The 16,198-nt window shown below is 68.7% G+C and carries 15 protein-coding genes and 1 tRNA gene; 4 read left to right on the top strand and 12 right to left on the bottom strand.

Features of this window, described 5'->3' with window-relative positions; translation table 11 throughout:
- Nucleotides 1–6: 6 nt before the first annotated feature.
- Nucleotides 7–726: an extensin family protein gene (locus tag AX692_RS10780; protein ID WP_073975511.1), complete on the top strand. Its 720-nt coding sequence runs from the start codon at nt 7–9 to the stop codon at nt 724–726.
- A 3-nt stretch (nt 727–729) separates the two neighbouring features.
- On the opposite strand, the gene phoB is transcribed toward AX692_RS10780, so the two are convergent.
- From phoB to recJ, 8 genes are all read right to left on the bottom strand, one after another.
- Nucleotides 730–1,419, bottom strand: a complete 690-nt coding sequence (phoB, locus tag AX692_RS10775) for a phosphate regulon transcriptional regulator PhoB (RefSeq protein ID WP_073975510.1) — start codon at nt 1,417–1,419, stop codon at nt 730–732.
- Nucleotides 1,420–1,546: 127 nt separating this feature from the next.
- Nucleotides 1,547–2,215 carry a phosphate signaling complex protein PhoU gene (phoU, locus tag AX692_RS10770; RefSeq protein ID WP_196490006.1) on the bottom strand — a complete coding sequence of 223 codons (669 nt, stop codon included), beginning with the start codon at nt 2,213–2,215 and terminating at the stop codon, nt 1,547–1,549.
- Nucleotides 2,215–2,982 carry a phosphate ABC transporter ATP-binding protein PstB gene (gene pstB / locus AX692_RS10765; protein ID WP_155644880.1) on the bottom strand — a complete coding sequence of 256 codons (768 nt, stop codon included), beginning with the start codon at nt 2,980–2,982 and terminating at the stop codon, nt 2,215–2,217. Before pstB ends, phoU begins: the two co-directional genes overlap by 1 nt.
- A gap of 17 nt (nt 2,983–2,999) precedes the next feature.
- Complete coding sequence (gene pstA, locus AX692_RS10760) at nt 3,000–4,298, bottom strand: phosphate ABC transporter permease PstA (RefSeq protein WP_081095254.1); 1,299 nt, start codon at nt 4,296–4,298, stop codon at nt 3,000–3,002.
- Entirely contained in the window at nt 4,295–5,680 is a 1,386-nt protein-coding gene (pstC, locus tag AX692_RS10755) for a phosphate ABC transporter permease subunit PstC (RefSeq protein WP_073975507.1), read from the bottom strand. The genes pstA and pstC overlap by 4 nt, the downstream gene beginning before the upstream one ends.
- A 127-nt stretch (nt 5,681–5,807) precedes the next feature.
- A complete protein-coding gene (locus tag AX692_RS10750; protein WP_073975506.1) occupies nt 5,808–7,061 on the bottom strand; it encodes a sensor histidine kinase in 1,254 nt (417 codons plus the stop codon).
- A 133-nt stretch (nt 7,062–7,194) separates the two neighbouring features.
- Nucleotides 7,195–7,269, bottom strand: a tRNA-Glu gene (locus tag AX692_RS10745).
- Between the two features lie 93 nt (nt 7,270–7,362).
- Complete coding sequence (gene recJ / locus AX692_RS10740) at nt 7,363–9,171, bottom strand: single-stranded-DNA-specific exonuclease RecJ (RefSeq protein ID WP_073977268.1); 1,809 nt, start codon at nt 9,169–9,171, stop codon at nt 7,363–7,365.
- A gap of 84 nt (nt 9,172–9,255) precedes the next feature.
- Between recJ and AX692_RS10735 the strand changes: the two genes are divergently transcribed.
- From AX692_RS10735 to AX692_RS10725, 3 genes are all read left to right on the top strand, one after another.
- Nucleotides 9,256–9,744, top strand: coding sequence for a flavodoxin family protein (locus tag AX692_RS10735; RefSeq protein ID WP_073975521.1), 489 nt, complete (start codon nt 9,256–9,258; stop codon nt 9,742–9,744).
- A gap of 233 nt (nt 9,745–9,977) precedes the next feature.
- Entirely contained in the window at nt 9,978–10,658 is a 681-nt protein-coding gene (locus tag AX692_RS10730; protein WP_155644878.1) for a hypothetical protein, read from the top strand.
- A 2-nt stretch (nt 10,659–10,660) separates the two neighbouring features.
- The gene (locus AX692_RS10725; protein WP_081095253.1) at nt 10,661–11,179 is read left to right on the top strand and encodes an AHH domain-containing protein; all 519 of its coding nucleotides are present in this window, start codon (nt 10,661–10,663) and stop codon (nt 11,177–11,179) included.
- A gap of 1 nt (nt 11,180) precedes the next feature.
- On the opposite strand, the gene AX692_RS10720 is transcribed toward AX692_RS10725, so the two are convergent.
- From AX692_RS10720 to AX692_RS10705, 4 genes are all read right to left on the bottom strand, one after another.
- Nucleotides 11,181–12,185, bottom strand: a complete 1,005-nt coding sequence (locus AX692_RS10720; RefSeq protein ID WP_073975503.1) for an NAD(P)H-dependent flavin oxidoreductase — start codon at nt 12,183–12,185, stop codon at nt 11,181–11,183.
- A gap of 90 nt (nt 12,186–12,275) precedes the next feature.
- Complete coding sequence (locus AX692_RS10715; RefSeq protein WP_073975519.1) at nt 12,276–13,316, bottom strand: amidohydrolase family protein; 1,041 nt, start codon at nt 13,314–13,316, stop codon at nt 12,276–12,278.
- A gap of 78 nt (nt 13,317–13,394) precedes the next feature.
- On the bottom strand, nt 13,395–14,180 hold the full coding sequence (locus AX692_RS10710) for a DUF2189 domain-containing protein (RefSeq protein ID WP_230959561.1): 786 nt from the start codon (nt 14,178–14,180) through the stop codon (nt 13,395–13,397).
- 25 nt (nt 14,181–14,205) lie between these two features.
- On the bottom strand, nt 14,206–16,146 hold the full coding sequence (locus tag AX692_RS10705) for an alpha/beta hydrolase family protein (RefSeq protein ID WP_073975502.1): 1,941 nt from the start codon (nt 16,144–16,146) through the stop codon (nt 14,206–14,208).
- Between the last annotated feature and the right edge of the window lie 52 nt (nt 16,147–16,198).

Raw genomic sequence — 16,198 nt, 5'->3', positions numbered from 1 at the left:
CCGCCGATGCCCCGCAAGAAGCCCAACCCCCACCATCGCGCCGCGCGCCTCGCACTCGCCGCGCTGGTCCCGCTCGCGCTGGGAATCGCCGGATGGCAGTGGCTGCTCGGCCACCCCGAGCATAACCCGTGGGCGCCGCTCAACCTCAACGACCCCCCGGGCTGGGCGACGCGCGCGAAACTGGCCCGGCTGAAGGGCGACGTGAGCGAATGCCGTGCGGTGCTCGAGCGCAGCGAGGTTGCCTTCACCCCGCTTGCCCCGACCGGCGAGGGACCCTGCGCGCGGCCCGACCGAACGCGGCTCGGCGACTACCCGCTCGCCCCCGATACGCCGCCCGTCACCTGCCCCGTCGCCGCCGCGCTGGAGATCTGGCGCCGCGACAGTGTGGCCCCCGCGGCGCGCCGGATCATGGGAGGCGAAATCAGGCGAATCGAGCACCTTGGCGCCTATTCCTGCCGCCGGATGTATGGCGACAGCGAGGGCCCGTGGAGCGAGCACGCCACCGCCAACGCGATCGACATCGCCGCTTTCGTGCTCGAAGACGGAACGCGGATTAGCGTGCTGAGGGACTGGGACGGCGACGGCCCGAAGGCGCGCTTCCTGCGCGCGGTGCGCGAAGGGGCGTGCGGGAGCTTTGCCACCGTGCTCTCGCCCGATTACAACGCGGCCCACGCGGATCACTTCCACCTCGACCAGGACGAACGCTGGGCGGGGGTGTGCCGCTAGGGCCTAGACCGCTTCGAGCGCGTAGCCAGCCGAACGCACGGTGCGGATCGGGTCCTTGGCGCCCTCGACGGTGATCGCCTTGCGCAGGCGGCGGATGTGAACGTCGACCGTGCGCAGCTCGATGTCCGAACCCGTGCCCCACACGCCGTCGAGCAGCTGGCCGCGGCTGAACACCCGGCCCGGGCTCTCCATGAAGAACTTGAGCAGGCGGTATTCGGTCGGCCCCAGCTGCAGCGCGCGGCCGCGGCGCTGGACCTTGTGGGCGACGGGATCGAGCCGGAGGTCGCCGACCTCGATCGTCTCGCCGGCGAGCGCGGGGCGGATGCGGCGCATCACCGCCGCGACGCGGGCGAGCAGCTCGCGCGGGGAGAAGGGCTTGGTCAGGTAATCATCCGCACCGGTCTCGAGCCCGCGCACGCGGTCATCCTCCGCCTCGCGCGCGGTGAGCATGATGATGGGGACATGCGCGGTTTCCTTGTCGCGGCGCAACCGGCGGCACACCTCGATGCCGCTGGTGCCCTCGATCATCCAGTCGAGGATGATGAGATCGGGCACCTCCTCGGACGCGAGCACCAGCGCCTCGTCACCATCGCCGGTGCAGCGCACGGCGTAGCCTTCGTTCTGGAAGCGGTATTCGAGCAGTTCGGACAGCGCCGGATCGTCTTCGACCAGCAGAAGTTTGGCAGCGGACATACGGCTGATGCCTCCTTGCGCCTCCCCCGCGAGGTCGCTTCGCCAGCCCTATGTTTCACTTCCGCTACAGTTTGATGAAAACGCACATGGCAAGTTTTCAACAGGACAGTTACAGCGCCGGGCGCGCTCAGCGGTCGCCCTCGGGCGGGTAGACGCCGGTCGCGGCAAAGTGAACCATCTCGGCGACGTTGGTCGCATGGTCGCCGATCCGCTCGATGTTGCGGGCCACGAAGAGCAGCTGCGCCGCGCTCGAAATGGTCGAAGGGTTCTCGACCATGTAGCTGACGAGATTGCGGAAGATCGAATTGTAGAAGCCGTCGACCTTGGCGTCGGTGGCGATCACCTCGCGGGCAAGGTCAGGGTCGCGCGCGGCGTAGGCGGTGAGCACGTCGTGGACCATTTCGCCCGCCAGCTCGCCCATCGTCGGCAGCAGCGTCAGCGGCTCGAACCGCGCACGGCCCTCGATCATGCCGACGCGCTTGGCGATGCCCTTTGAATAGTCGCCGATACGTTCGAGCACACCGCCGATCTTGAGAGCGGCGATCACCTCGCGCAGATCGTCTGCCATCGGTGCGCGCAGGGCGATGATCCGCACTGCGAGCTTGTCGACCTCGGTCTCGAGCGCGTCGATGCGCTTGTCGCGCGCGACCACCTGCTCGGCCAGCACCTCGTCACCGCGCACCAGCGCATCAAGGCTCTCTGCGATGGCGACCTCGGCGAGGCCGCCCATTTCGGCGATCAGCCCGCGCAGGCGGGTGATGTCCTCGTCGAAGGCCTTGACGGTATGTTCAGCCATCAGCCGTAACGTCCTGTGATATAGTCCTTCGTCCGTTCCTCGATGGGATTGGTGAAGATCTCGGAGGTGGGACCATACTCGACCATTTTGCCGAGGTGGAAGAATGCGGTGCGTTGACTGACGCGTGCGGCCTGCTGCATCGAGTGGGTGACGATCACGATCGCGTAGCGGCCCGACAACTCGTCGATCAGTTCCTCGATCTTGGCGGTGGCGATGGGATCGAGCGCGCTGGCCGGCTCATCCATCAGGATGACTTCCGGGTCTACGGCGATGGCGCGGGCAATGCACAGGCGCTGCTGCTGGCCGCCGGAGAGCGCGGTGCCCGAATCGTCCAATCGGTCCTTCACCTCGTCCCACAGTCCCGCGCGGGTCAGCGAGCGTTCGACGATCACGTCGAGATCGGCCTTCTTCTCGGCAAGGCCGTGGATCTTGGGGCCGTAGGCGATGTTCTCGTAGATCGATTTGGGGAAGGGGTTGGGCTTCTGGAACACCATGCCCACCCGCGCGCGCAGCTGGACGACGTCCATCCCTGCGCCGTGGATGTCCTCGCCGTCGAGCTCGATGAGGCCCGTGACCTTCGCGGCGCCGATCGTGTCGTTCATGCGGTTGAAGCACCTGAGAAAGGTCGACTTGCCGCAGCCCGAGGGGCCGATGAAGGCGGTCACGTAATCGGGCGAGATGTCGAGCGACACGTTGTCGATCGCCTTCTTCTCGCCGTAGAAGACACAGACGTCGCGCGCGTGAATCTTCGCGCCTTCGTCAGCCATGTTGGGATGGATCACAGTCACCAGCGTTTCTCGAACTTGTTGCGGAGGTAGATGGCAAGGCCGTTCATGGCGAGCAGAAACACCAGCAGCACGATGATAGCCGCGCTGGTGCGCTCGACAAAGCCGCGGTCGACCTCATCCGACCACAGGAAGATCTGCATCGGCAGGACTGTGGCGGGCGAGGTGAAGCCTTCGGGCGGCGTGGCGACGAAGATGCGCATGCCGATCAGCAGCAGCGGCGCGGTCTCGCCCAGCGCGCGGGCCATGCCGATGATCGTGCCGGTCAGCATCCCCGGCAGCGCGAGCGGCAGGACGTGGTGGAACACCACCTGCACCGGCGAGGCGCCGATCGCGAGCGCGCCGTCGCGGATCGAGGGCGGCACCGCCTTGATCGCGTTGCGCCCGGAGATGACGATCACGGGCATGGTCATCAGCGCCAGCGTCATCCCGCCGATGATCGGGGCCGAACGCAGGCTCGGGAAGGCGGTGAGGAACAGCGACAGGCCGAGCAGGCCGAAGATGATCGAGGGCACCGCGGCAAGATTGCTGATCGAGACCTCGATGATGTCGGTCCAGCGGCCGCGCGGCGCATATTCCTCGAGATAGAGCGCAGAGAGCACCCCGATCGGGAAGGCCAGCACCAGCGTCACCAGCATGGTCAGCATCGAGCCCTTGAGCGCGCCCCAGATGCCGACCGATTGCGGCGTGGTCGCGTCCGAGCGGGCGAGGAAACCCCAGTCCCAGTTGCGCGCCAGCTTGCCCTCGGCCGTGAGCCGCTTCGCCAGCGCCTGTATCTCGGGCGTGCCTTCGCCCCGGAGCGCGCCGCCCAGCGCCGAGGTGGTCGGCAGGTGGAAGGTCTCGCTGCGGCCGATCAGTTCGGGATCCTCGGCGAGCGCGGCGGCGACGTCGCGCCACGCGTCGGGCGCGATCTCGCGCGCGGCCTCGGCCCCGAGCTGGGTTTCGGCAAAGGTGGTCACGATCTGCGGGAGGCCCTGCATCTCGAGTGCCTGGCCCGCGGTGGGCGCGGTCAGCGAGGTGGCATCGCCGGTGATCCCGCTTTCGGGGAAGTTGATCGTCACCGCGAGCTCGGGCCGCTGGAAGCCGGCGATGCCGTTCATCAGCATGTTGCCGAGCAGGAACACCAGCACCGCGACCGAGAAGGCCACGGCGCCAAGCCCGAGCAGGCGGAAATTGCGCTCGGCCCGGTAGCGCCTCGCAAGCCGCGCCTTGAAGGCGGCGGTGCGGGTCGGGCCGACGGCCTGGGGCTTCCCGGCAGCCGCATCGGTGCCGATGGTGCCCATGGGGATGCTGCTCATTCGTAGGCCTCCCGGAAACGCTTGACGACGCGCAGCGCGACGAAGTTCAGGGCGAGCGTCACCATGAACAGCACGAAGCCGAGCGCATAGGCGCTGAGTGTGGCGGGGTGGTCGGTGCTCTGCTCGCCGGTCAGCAGGTTGACGATCTGGACGGTGACGGTCGAGATCGGCTCGAGCGGATTGGCGGTGAGGTTGGCGGCCTGGGAGGCGGCCATCACCACGATCATCGTCTCGCCGATCGCGCGGCTCACGGCGAGCATGACGCCCGCGACAATCCCGGGAAGCGCGGCGGGGAAGAGCACGCGCCGGATCGTCTCGGATTTCGTCGCACCCATCGCCAGGCTTCCGTCACGCATCGCGCCCGGGACGGCCGCCATCGAATCGTCCGCCATCGAGGAGACGAAGGGGATGATCATCACCCCCATCACGAGGCCTGCGGCGAGCGCGCTCTCGGTCGAGGCGCTGGTGGCGCCCAGTGCCACGGCGGCGTTGCGGATCATCGGGGCGAGGGTGAGCGCGGCGAAATAGCCGTAGACCACCGTCGGCACGCCCGCGAGCAGCTCGAGCAGCGGCTTGATCCAGGCGCGCACGCGCGGATCGGCATATTGGGTGAGGTAGATCGCGCTCATCAACCCGAGCGGGATCGCGACCACCATGGCAATGATAGCGCCGATGAAGATCGTCCCCCAGAACAGCGGCACGGCCCCGTAGCGCGAGGGGTCGACCGCATCGGGCGGGGCGAGCGTGTCGGGCCCCCATTTGAGGCCGAACAGGAAGTCGATCGGCGAGACCAAGTTGAAGAAGCGCAGCGTCTCGAACACCAGGCTCGCGAAAATGCCGAGCGTGGTGAGGATCGCGACCAGCGAGGCGAGCAGCAGGATCATCATCACCGTTCGCTCGACCCGGGTGCGCGCGCCGAATTGCGGGGCGAGCCGCAGGAAGGCGATCGCGCCGCCGGCAATCGCGATCAGTACGGTGACGATGATGCCGATGGTGTTGTAACGCGCAAAGGCCTCGCGGAAGGGCGCGATCAGCGGCTCGGCCTCGTCGTTGAAGACCCCCGGCGCCTGCCCGAGCGCGACCGCGCGGGCCTCGCCGAGGAAGGCGTCGCGCTCGAAGCCGAGCCCGGTCAGGCCGCGCGCCTCGGGAGTGGCGAGCACGGTTTGCAGCACCAGATTGGGTGCGATCACCGACCAGGCGGCAACGAAGGCGAGCACCGGAAGAACCACCCACAGCGCGACATACCAGGCATGGTAGACCGGGCGCGAGGCCGGACGCAGTGCCGGGTCGCTCGATTGGAAGCTCCACGCCTTCGCACGGCCCGCCAGCCAGCCGAGCAGGCCGAGGCCCAAAGCAATCAGGATCAGCGTGATCGGCGACATGAACAGCCTTCGTTTTCCTGCTGGGAGTGCGCGTAGCTCAATCGGGCCAGGAAGTGCGTGCCCGGCCCCCGCCGCGCCAACCGGCCCCTATGCCATGGCCGCGCCATGTTGAAGAAATAAGACACGTCTATGACACTTGTTGGGTTTGCTCGGCGAGGGAGCCCTCGGCTTCGCCTTCGGGGAGGGCAATTTCCTCGGGCGGATCGGGTTCGGCGAGCGGCAGGCGCACCACTACGCGGGTGCCCTTGCCGAGCTCGCTGGTGATGTCGAGCCGGCCGCGATGCCGCTCGACGATGTGCTTGACGATCGCCAGGCCCAGCCCCGTTCCGCCCGAGGCGCGGCTGCGGCCCGGATCGGTCCGGTAGAAGCGGCGGGTGAGATGCGGGATCTGTTCGGGCGCGATGCCTTCGCCCTCGTCGACCACCGCAATCCGCGCCAGATCGCCCTGCGCCAGATCGAGCGTCACGTGCACCGGCCGGTCGGCAGCGCCGTATTTGAGCGCGTTGTCGACGAGGTTGCGCACCACCTGCTCGAGCTGCTGGAGATCGCCCAGCACCACCGGCTCGGCGGCCAGATCGATGTCGAGCCGGTCGCCGCGCTGCGGCCCGGCCGCATCGCGCGCGGCGCGCTCGACCAGCGAGGCAAGGTCGATGCGCTCGGTCGGCAGCTCGTGCTTTTCCGCCTCGACCCGGCTGAGGCTCATCAGATCGCCGACCAGCGCCTGCATCCGCTTGGCCTCGCGCTCGATGATCCCGAGGAACTTCTTCGCGACCGGCGTGTCGATCGAGCCGTCATCCTCCTGCAGGGTCTCGACATAGCCGAGGATCGCGGCGAGCGGGGTGCGCAGCTCGTGGCTGGCATTGGCGACGAAATCGGTGTGCGCGCGGCTGATGTCGGCCTCGGCGGTCTGGTTGATGAATTCGAGCATCGCGAGCCGCTCGTCGATCGTCTGGCGGCTGATCTGCCAGATGTCGCCGCGCCGCACGAGCCCGCGCACGATCGCCTCGCCCTGCCGGTTTTCGCCCAGCAGCGAGATCGCCTCGGGCTGGCGCAGGGCGACCCGCGCGTCCTGGCCGACGACATGCGGCCCCAGCATCCGGCGCGCCGCGCGATTGGCGAGCGCGATGGTGTTGCGATCGGTGATGAGGAGCGGGATCGAGGAATGCTCGATCAGGTCGTTGATCGATTCGAGGGTGAGGCGGGGCCTGGCCTTGGGTTTGGCCGGCTCGGGCGGTCGGCCGGCGGCAACCAGCAGCGATCCGACCCACACCGTCAGCACGGCGAGCGCGATGACGATGTCGGTTCCCAGCAGCAGCAGCGCCACGAAGGTCACCGCCGCTAGCAGGATGCCGGCGATGGGAATGTTCTGGCCGCTGCCCATGGGAGGCTGCCTTACAGGCTGGCGGCGAGCGAGGGAAGGGCGCGCGGCACGCATTGTTCCGGGGGCGCGTGCGAATGAAAAGGGCGGCGAGGCCCGAAGCCTGCCGCCCTGTCTGCCATCCTCTGCGAAGAGGTGGTGACCCCTACGGGAATCGAACCCGTGTTTCAGCCGTGAAAGGGCCGCGTCCTAACCGCTAGACGAAGGGGCCGTCGCGATTGCGAGAGCGCGCCTTTAGGGGGGTGTTTCGAGACGGTCAAGCCTCGTTTGCGCAAAAATTCGCGCCCACCCCCGGCCTGCCCCGTCAATCGGCGAAGGCGGCGTCCTCCAGCTGCAATTCGGCCGCCGGGCGGTTGCCCCAGTCGTCGATTTTCGCGCGGCCCGCGAGGTGGAAGCGGCGGCCCTGGCTCCGGTGGAGCAGGGTCTGCCCCATCTCGCTCTCCGCCGCGCGAAAGGCGATCGCCTTGAAGCTCCTGCCGTCATTGCCGCTGGCGATCAGCCGCACGTGATCCTTGCCGACGATGTCCGCCTTGACGATCCTGACCGGCCCCACTGCGATGCGCGGCGCGGGCCAGCCGACGCCGTAGGGCCCGGCGGCATCGAGGGTCTCGACCAGCTCTGGTGTCAGGCCTCCCGGTGCCAACGCGAGGTCGAGCAGCATGGCGGCCCCGGCGCGCGCGCGGTCCACGTCACGGGCGAGCCGTTCGTCGAGGAATGCGGCGAAATCGGCGAGACGGTGCGGGTCGATCGTCAGTCCCGCAGCCATCGCATGCCCGCCGCCCGCGACCAGCAGCCCGGCCTCGCGCGCGGCGATGATCGCGGCGCCGAGGTCGACCCCGCTGATCGAACGGCCCGAGCCCTTGCCCTGTCCCTCGTCGAGCGCGATCACCACGGCGGGCTTGCCGGTCTTCTCCTTGATGCGGCCCGCGACGATCCCGATCACGCCGGGGTGCCAGCCGTGGCCCGAGAGCACCTGCACCGCCATATTGTGCTGGCCCGCCAGCTGCGCCTCGGCGGCTTCCTGCACCATGGCCTCGATCGCCCGGCGTTCCTCGTTCAGCTGCGAGAGCTGCGCGGCGATTTCGCGCGCTTCCTCGGGATCGGTGGTGGTCAGCAGGCGCACGCCGAGAGTCGATTCGCCGATCCGTCCGCCCGCATTGATCCGCGGCCCGAGCGCGAAGCCAAGGTCGCTGCATTGCGGCGCGCGGGAGAGGCGGCTTGCGTCCATCAGCGCCGCCATCCCGATCCGCTCGCGCCGGGCGAGCACCTTCAAGCCCTGAGCCACGAAGGCGCGGTTGAGGCCGTGGAGCGCGGCGACATCGGCGACGGTGCCCAAGGCGACCAGATCGAGCAGGCCCATCAGGTCGGGCTCGCGCCGCTGCGCACCGAAAGCCCCGCGCGCCCGCAGCTCGCGCACCAGCGCCACGCCGAGCAGGAAGGCGACGCCGACCGCCGCGAGGTGCCCATGGGCCGCGCCAAGATCGCTCTCGTCGAGGCGATTGGGGTTGACCAGCGCGTGGGCGGGGGGGAGCTCGGGCGAGCACTTGTGGTGATCGACGACGATCACGTCCACGCCCGCCGCCTTGGCCATGCCCAGCGCCTCGTGCGCCATCGCGCCGCAATCGACCGTGACGATCAGCTGCGATCCTGCCTCGGCCAGCCTGACCAGCGCCTCGCCCGAGGGGCCGTAGCCTTCGAGCAGGCGGTCGGGGATGTAGTAGTCCGCCGCCAGCCCCAGCTGGCGCAGCAGTTCGACCAGCAGCGCCGCGCTGGTCGCCCCGTCGACATCGTAGTCGCCGTAGATGGTCACCCGCTCCTGGCGGCCGACCGCATCGGCGAGGCGCGCAGCGGCGGCGTCCATGTCGCGGAAGGTGGAAGGGTCGGGGAGGAAGGCGCGCAGGGTGGGTGCGGCATGGCGGGCGAGGTCGTCCGCAGCGACGCCGCGGGTCAGCAGCAGCTGGTCGAGGATCGAATGGTCGAGACCGCCGATATTCTCGCCCAGCTCCATGTTGCCCCCGCGCCAGCGCCACGCCTTGCCCGAAAGCGAGGCGGCAACGCCGAGCACCGGGGCGCCGAGACCGGGCGAGGGGGAAGCGAGCGGGCGGGTGGCCATGCCTTGCCGATAGCGCAAAGGCTTCGCCGCCGACAGGTGGGCGCGGTTGACAATCGACAGGTGCGCGCGGAAGCCTTGGCGGCGATGGACGAGAACCCGCGCCTCATGATCCTGTGGCACAGCCGCACCGGCGCGAGCGAGGCGCTCGCACGCGCGGCGGCCGAGGGGGCGGGTGCGGCCGCATGGCTGGTCGCGGCAGGAGAGGCGGAGCCCGAGATGCTGCGCGCCGCCGATGGCTACCTCTTCGTCTGCCCCGAGAACCTCGGCAGCATGAGCGGGCTGATGAAGGAGGCCTTCGACCGCGCCTACTACCCCCTGCTCGGGCAGGTCGAGGGGCGGGCCTATGCCACGCTGATAGCGGCCGGATCGGACGGGGAGGGGGCCCAGCGCCAGATCGACCGGATCGCGACCGGATGGCGCCTGAAGCGCGTCGCTCCTCCGGTGATCGTGAACCTCGCCGCGCAGACCCCCGAGGCAATCGCCGCACCCAAGACCGTTCCGGCAGAGGCGCTCGTTAAGGCGCGCGAAACCGGCGCGGCGATAGCCGAAGGGCTGCGGCTCGGGCTGTTCTAGGGATTGCTCCAAAACGGGACGGGTGTGCCGTTTGGGGACTCGACGAGTTTCGGCAAACGCGCCAAATGGATGGCAGGGGTATTGGCATCTTCCGGGCCGCATACGAGGGGAGCCTTGCAATTTCACACGCGCAGCGCGCTCATCACGCCGAGCTGCATCTGCTGTTTGCCAGGGGCAAACGGCCGGACCGGCATGCGGTGACGGCATTTGCAGGCCGGCTTCCTGCGGTCAGCGTGAGCCATGATCCGGTCGCGGGCCACGCCGCCGAAGCCGCTCTGGTCGGCGACGAGGCGGTCTGGCCCGGGCAGCTCCAATGGCTCGAGCTGCTGCGCGACGGGTTGACCTTCGATCTCAGCGGCCTTGCCCCGGGGCCTGGCAGCACCTTTCCTGCCATCGCGCACCGCTTCGATCTTCCCGCGCTGCCATCGTCCGACGACTACGAGGCGATGGTGCTGCGCCCGGGCCCGCATCTGGCCGAGGGGGCCGGCAGCCTCCCGCTGATGCGCGAACTGCTCGCGCTGGGCTGCGATATCGTGCGCCAGTTCGACGACGTGCTGGCGGTGTGCTGGGCCCCGGCGGCAACCGCGATCGGGCGGCGATACTTCGAATCCGTCACCAGCGCCTGGCTCGATGGCGGGCCGTTCCCCGCGCTCGGCTTGACCGCCTTCACCGAGACTGCCGACGCCGCGCTCGAAAGCGTCGGCCTCGCCTTCTGGATCGGGCAGGAACTGCGCATCGAGCCCCCGCTCAGCGCCGACCGGGTGGCCGCCACCCGGCTCGGCATCCGGCTCGTCAACCACCTCGTGCTCGCCGGCGGGCTGGCCGAGGATGACCGCATCATCGCCCCCGACGGTTCGCGTCTCGTGCTGCGCCCCTCACGCAGCCGGGCCCTGATCAACGTCTGGCGCGAGTAGGCATGCGGGCTTGGGGTCACACGCACAGCCTGACGATCATCGCCTTTCGCTCGGTCAACGCGCGGGGCACGCCGGGATACGACCCCGGCCTCCAGCGCCATCACCTGCTCCCCCGCCAGCTCCTCACGCAGCGCTGCTTTGGCCGCATGTTTGCCGAAGTCGGACGCATCAACGTCGGTTTCGACGACTTCCGCCGCAACGGGCTCCTGCTCCCCGCCACCGAGGCCGCCTCGGTGCGCAGCGGCATGCCGCTCCACCGCGGGCCCCACCCGCGCTACAACGAGGTGGTGATCGCCCGTGTCGGCCGGATCGAGGCGCGCTGGGCCCATGCCCGCCGGCTCGACAACGAGGCCGCGCTGGTCGAGGCGCTGATGCGGCTCCACCTGCTCCAGGCCGCGCTGCGCCGCCGGCTGCTCGCCGAGCGCCGGCGCGTGGTGCTGAGCCGCAAGGACCCGCTCGGCACCGGCTTCGACTTCGCCGAGCTCGACGCCATGGCCGAGGCGCTGTGGGCGGCCGCTTGAATTACTCCGCCGCCTCGGCCATCGCCGCCCACGAGGCGTAGCCCGAATTGTCCGCCAGCCGCGCCTTGGCCGCGTGATATTCGCGCTCGAAGCGGGCGACGAGATCCTCGACCGTGCCGACCTCCTTGATCGTCCCGATCCCCTGGCCCGAGCCCCAGATGTCCTTCCACGCCTTGGCCTTGGTGTTGCCGCCGCTGCCGAAGTTCATCTTGCTGGGGTCGCTCTCGGGGAGGTTGTCCGGGTCCATCCCCGCCGCCTCGATCGACGAGCGCAGGTAGTTGCCGTGCACCCCGGTGAAGAGGTTGGTGTAGACGATCCCTTCCGAAGAACCCTCGACGATGCCGTTCTTGTAGCCGTCGGTGGCGTTGGCTTCCCTGGTGGCGATGAAGGCGCTGCCGCAGTAGGCGAAATCGGCGCGCATGGCCTGCGCGGCGAGGATCGAGGCACCGTGCCCGATCGCTCCCGAGAGCGCGACGAGGCCGTCAAACCACTCGCGAATCTCCTGCATCAGCGCGAAGGGCGAGAGCGCACCGGCATGCCCGCCCGCGCCGGCGGCCACCGGGATGAGACCGGTCGCCCCCTTCTCGATCGCCTTCATCGCGAAGCGGTTGTTGATCACGTCGTGCATCGTGATCCCGCCCCAGTTCTTCACCGCCTGATAGACCTCCTCGCGCGCGCCCAGCGAGGTGATCACCATCGGCACTTGCCACTTCTCGCAGGTCGCCATGTCGGCCTCGATGCGGTCGTTGGTCTTGTGGACGATCTGGTTGACCGCATAGGGCGCGGCCGGACGGTTGGGGTGCGCGCGGTTGTGGGCGGCGAGCTCCTCGGTGATCTGGTGGAGCCACTCGTCGAGCTGCGATTGCGGCCGCGCGTTCAGCGCCGGGAAGCTGCCGATGATCCCCGCCTTGCACTGCGCGATCACCAGCTCGGGGCCCGAGACGATGAACAGCGGCGATCCGATCAGCGGCAGGCGCAGGCGATCGAACGGGGCGGGAAGGGGCATCGGTTTCTCCTCAAAACGCTTTTGCGATCAACCCGCGTCTCTAGCGCCGGTTCCGGGCGTGCCAAGCGCGATTTTGCGAGTGACATGGCATCATCCGAGGACGTCCTCGATCCCGTAAAATCGCGCCGCCGTGCCTGCAAAGAGCGCCGCCTTCTCCTCGGCGCTGGCGCCGCGCGCGAGGCGCTTGAAGGCGTTCCACAGCACCGCGTAGTCCGCGCCCCAGGAATCGACCGGGTAATTGCTCTCGAACATCGCGCGGTTCGCGCCGAAGGCTTCGATGCAGGTCTCGACATAGGGGCGCCACAGCGCGGCGAGGTGTTCGGATGAGTGGCCGGCGGCAGGGCCATCCTCGGGCAGGGCGCAGAAGGCCATGGCGAGGCCGCCGAGCTTGACCACCACGTTCTCGCACTTGGCGAGTTCCCTGATGCTGCGGCGCCATTCGTCGAAGCGCTCGTGGAGCTTCCCCTTGTAGCTTGCATGGCCCACCGGCGTGCCGACATGATCGAGGCAGATCGGCTGATCCGGGAAGGCGCGCGCGAGGTCGATAAGGTCGGGCAGCTGCGGCTCGAGCAGCCATGCATCGAAGGTGAGGCCGCGCTTGCCGAGCTCGGCGAAGCCCTCGCGAAAGGCCGGATCAAGGTACCGGCCTTGCGGATGGTGGAACGGCGCGCCGAGCACCTCCGGATCGGCGTCCCAGGCGGCGGAGTGGCGGATGCCCCGGAAGCGGGGGGATGCCGCGGCAAGCGCATCGAGCACGTCGCCCGCAGCCGCGCCGCGGGTCAGGTCGGCGTGGCCGATGATCCCCGCGCAGTAGCGGGAAGGGCCATAGAGCCCGCTCGCCGATTGCGCCGCGACCCCGTTCACATACTCGACCTCGCCGACCACCTTGAGCGCCTCGCCATAGGCGCCGTTGTAGAAGGCGCCGCACTCCATGAAGACCGTGCCGACGATGTTGTGGCCGCTGGTCAAGTGCGCATGGAGCTGGTCGAAGGTGTAATGCGCGTGCGGCGCGATCGCGGCGATGAAGGGGTGGTGCGGCGCGGGGAACCTCTCCAGCATCGCGCGCAGATCCCACAGGTGGTGGTGGGGGTCGATGATCGGCAGATCGGGCTCGATGATGGCTTCGGTCATGGTCTCTCCCTTGCCCGGCTTCGCGGTAATGTTCTGGCGCAAGACCTAACCGGCGCGCAGGCCCGCGTCATTCCCCAATCAGGCAACCGCGCGCACATAGAGGTGCCAGGTTGCATGGCCCAGCACCGGCAGTGCCACCATCAGCCCGAGAAAGCCCGGCAGCATCGCCGCGAACAGAACACCTGCGATGATCGCGGCCCAGCCGAGCATCACGACGGGGTTGCGTCGCACCACGGCGAGGCTGGCGATGATCGCGGTGAGGAAATCGTGGCGACGGTCGACGAGCAGCGGCAGGCTGATGACGGTCATGGCGTAGAAGGCGAAGGCCATCGCTCCGCCGACCGCGCTGCCCACGGCGAGCATCGCCAGCCCCTCGGGCGTCAGCAATGCGGCAAGCGGGTCGCGGCCCATTCCGCTCTCTCCCGCGAAGATCGCGAAGATCGCGTGGGCGACGATCATCCAGAAAGCGAAGGCGACGAAGACGATCACCCCCATCGACAGGATCTGGTCGTCGCCGTGGCCTTTCAAGGCGCCGAGCACCGCGCGCCAGGTCAGCGGCGCACCGGCGGCGCGGCGGCGGCTTGCCTCGTAAAGCCCCACCGCGACAAAGGGCGCGACCAGCGGGAAACCGGCGATGGCAGGGATCAGCCAGGTGAGGTTGCCGCCGCTGACCGTCGCCCAGCCGATCGCAAGTCCGGCAAGCACATATACCCCGCCGAAGAACAGCCCGAAGCGCGGCATGGCGAGAAAGTCGCGCACGCCCGCCGCGAGCGCTGCGCGCAGGTCGGCCCAGCCGAGGTCGCTGCGCACCTCGGGTCGCGGCGGCGGGGCGGCAAGCGGCGAGGCTCCATCGATGCCGGTCACGGGCCTCTGTTCCTTCCCGCCGTGCCTACTTGGCCATCTGCGGCTTGAGATGGCGATCGAACCATTCCACCGTACGCTTGAGGGAATCGAGCTGGTTCTCGCGCTTCCTGAAGCCGTGGCCCTCGAGCGGGTAGAACACCGTCTCGACCGTTCGGCCCTTGGCCTTGAGGATGTCCTCCACTTCCTGCGCCTGCCCGCGCGGCACGCGGATGTCGTTCTCGCCCTGGATCGTGAGCAGCGGGGCCTTGGCGTTGGCGATATAGGTGAGCGGGGAAGCGCGGTCGTAGCCTTCGGGGTTCGCCTCGGGCGTGCCCATCAGGCTCCTCAGATAGGCTTTGAGCACCTCGTCCATGTCGCGGTACATGGTGCGCCAGTTGATGATCCCGAACCACTGGACGCCGGCGGCGAACTCGTCGGGCGCCTTGCCGATCGCCATCAGCGTCATGAACCCGCCGTAGGAGCCGCCGAAGATCCCGACGCGCTTGGGATCGACATAGCCGCTGTCGACGAGGAACTGCTTGGCGGCGATGGTGTCCTTGAGGTCGCCGCCGCCCAGGTCGTCGTAATTGGCCGCCTGGAACGCCTTGCCGTAGCCGGTCGAGCCGCGGAAATTGGGGGCGATGATGACATAGCCGCGGCTCGCGAGCGCGGCGGCGACATCGTCGAAAAAGTCGTCGGTCTTGCCCGTCGGCCCGCCGTGGGGAATGACGATCGCGGGGTTGCTGCCGTCGCGCTTGAGGTTCGCAGGCATGGTGACGAGCGCGCTGATGAGCGTGCCGTCGAAGCTCTTGTAGGTCACCATCTGCGAGCCGGCGAGCGCCTCGGGCCGCAGGCTGGCAAGCGCGAGCTGCGTGATCGGCCGGACGCTGTCGTCGGCAAGGTCGTAGCGGTTCAGTTCGCCCGAGACATTGGCCGCCATGTTGACCACCAGCAGCGATTTGCCGTCGGGCGAGCGCGGTTCGAGGCCGGAGGTGAAGTTGATCCCCTGCGGCAGCTTGAGCGGGGATTCCGTGCCGCTCGCCAGATCGACCCGCACCAGCTTGCTGCGCAGGTCGTCGCTGCTCTCGACCAGCAGCGCCTTGCCGTCACGGGTGAAGCGCAGCGCGGACTGATCCCAGGGGATCGGCTGCAACCATTTCCACGCGCCCGAGGCTAGGTCGTAGAGGCCTGCATGGGGCCGGCCGGTATCGACATCGGTGGTGACCGCGATCCATTTCCCGTCGGGGCTGATGTCGGCGAGCGCGTAGATCGTCTTGTCCTTGGCGAGCACCCGCGTGGCCTTGCCGGTGGCGACATCGACGCGCCAGATTTCGGTCGTGGTCGAATCGATCTTTTCGCGGTTGGCGTAGATCGTCCTGCCGTCATCGGCCCAGACGCGGGCGCTCCAGCCGAAATCGGGATCGGTCTCGGCGGTCAGCACACGCACGCTGCCGTCGGGGGCGAGGACGGCGAGGTTGGACTGCGCTTCGCTCTTCTTCTTCACCGACAGCGCGATCAGGCCGTCGGCGCCGCCGGGCACCATGCCGGTTTCGCTGAGGTCGGGGGTGTTCGTGATCCGCTGGGTCGCGCCGCCGGTGGTGGGGACACGGTAGATGTCGTAATATTCATCGCCCCCGGCGTCCTGCCGGAAATAGAGCCACTTGCCGTCGCGCGAGGCGGCGAGGCCGCCCTGGCTCTCGTCAGACTGGGTCATCTGCAGCGGCCAGCTGCCGTTCGCATCCGTGCGCCAGATATTGAAGCGCCCGGTGAGGTTGGTGACGATAAAGATGTGCTTGCCGTCCGCGCTCCACGTCACCCCGCCGACCCCGCGCGAATTGCCGATGTCCTCGAGCGGCACTTCGCGCGCTTGCGGGTTGACGGGCGATTGGAGGCTCTTCGGATCGGTCACGGGCCGTTCGGGTGTGGCGATCTGTGCGGCGAGCGGTGCGGCGCTCAGCAGCAGGAAGGTGGCAATCATCGAACGCATGTGAAATCCCCCCCGGGACAGTCGCGTTGGTGCGCGTGGCGGTTTGATACCA

This window comes from Erythrobacter donghaensis (assembly GCF_001557325.1).
Taxonomy (GTDB): domain Bacteria; phylum Pseudomonadota; class Alphaproteobacteria; order Sphingomonadales; family Sphingomonadaceae; genus Erythrobacter; species Erythrobacter donghaensis_B.
The sequence above is the reverse complement of the archived record's forward strand: the minus strand, read 5'-3'. Positions and strand labels throughout refer to the sequence as shown.

Coding starts and splice junctions, on each gene's coding strand:
- AX692_RS10780 (WP_073975511.1), top strand. CDS start 7: ATGCCCCGCAAGAAGCCCAACCCCCACCATCGCGCCGCGCGCCTCGCA.
- phoB (WP_073975510.1), bottom strand. CDS start 1,419: ATGTCCGCTGCCAAACTTCTGCTGGTCGAAGACGATCCGGCGCTGTCC.
- phoU (WP_196490006.1), bottom strand. CDS start 2,215: ATGGCTGAACATACCGTCAAGGCCTTCGACGAGGACATCACCCGCCTG.
- pstB (WP_155644880.1), bottom strand. CDS start 2,982: ATGGCTGACGAAGGCGCGAAGATTCACGCGCGCGACGTCTGTGTCTTC.
- pstA (WP_081095254.1), bottom strand. CDS start 4,298: ATGAGCAGCATCCCCATGGGCACCATCGGCACCGATGCGGCTGCCGGG.
- pstC (WP_073975507.1), bottom strand. CDS start 5,680: ATGTCGCCGATCACGCTGATCCTGATTGCTTTGGGCCTCGGCCTGCTC.
- AX692_RS10750 (WP_073975506.1), bottom strand. CDS start 7,061: ATGGGCAGCGGCCAGAACATTCCCATCGCCGGCATCCTGCTAGCGGCG.
- recJ (WP_073977268.1), bottom strand. CDS start 9,171: ATGGCCACCCGCCCGCTCGCTTCCCCCTCGCCCGGTCTCGGCGCCCCG.
- AX692_RS10735 (WP_073975521.1), top strand. CDS start 9,256: ATGGACGAGAACCCGCGCCTCATGATCCTGTGGCACAGCCGCACCGGC.
- AX692_RS10725 (WP_081095253.1), top strand. CDS start 10,661: ATGCGGGCTTGGGGTCACACGCACAGCCTGACGATCATCGCCTTTCGC.
- AX692_RS10720 (WP_073975503.1), bottom strand. CDS start 12,185: ATGCCCCTTCCCGCCCCGTTCGATCGCCTGCGCCTGCCGCTGATCGGA.
- AX692_RS10715 (WP_073975519.1), bottom strand. CDS start 13,316: ATGACCGAAGCCATCATCGAGCCCGATCTGCCGATCATCGACCCCCAC.
- AX692_RS10705 (WP_073975502.1), bottom strand. CDS start 16,146: ATGCGTTCGATGATTGCCACCTTCCTGCTGCTGAGCGCCGCACCGCTC.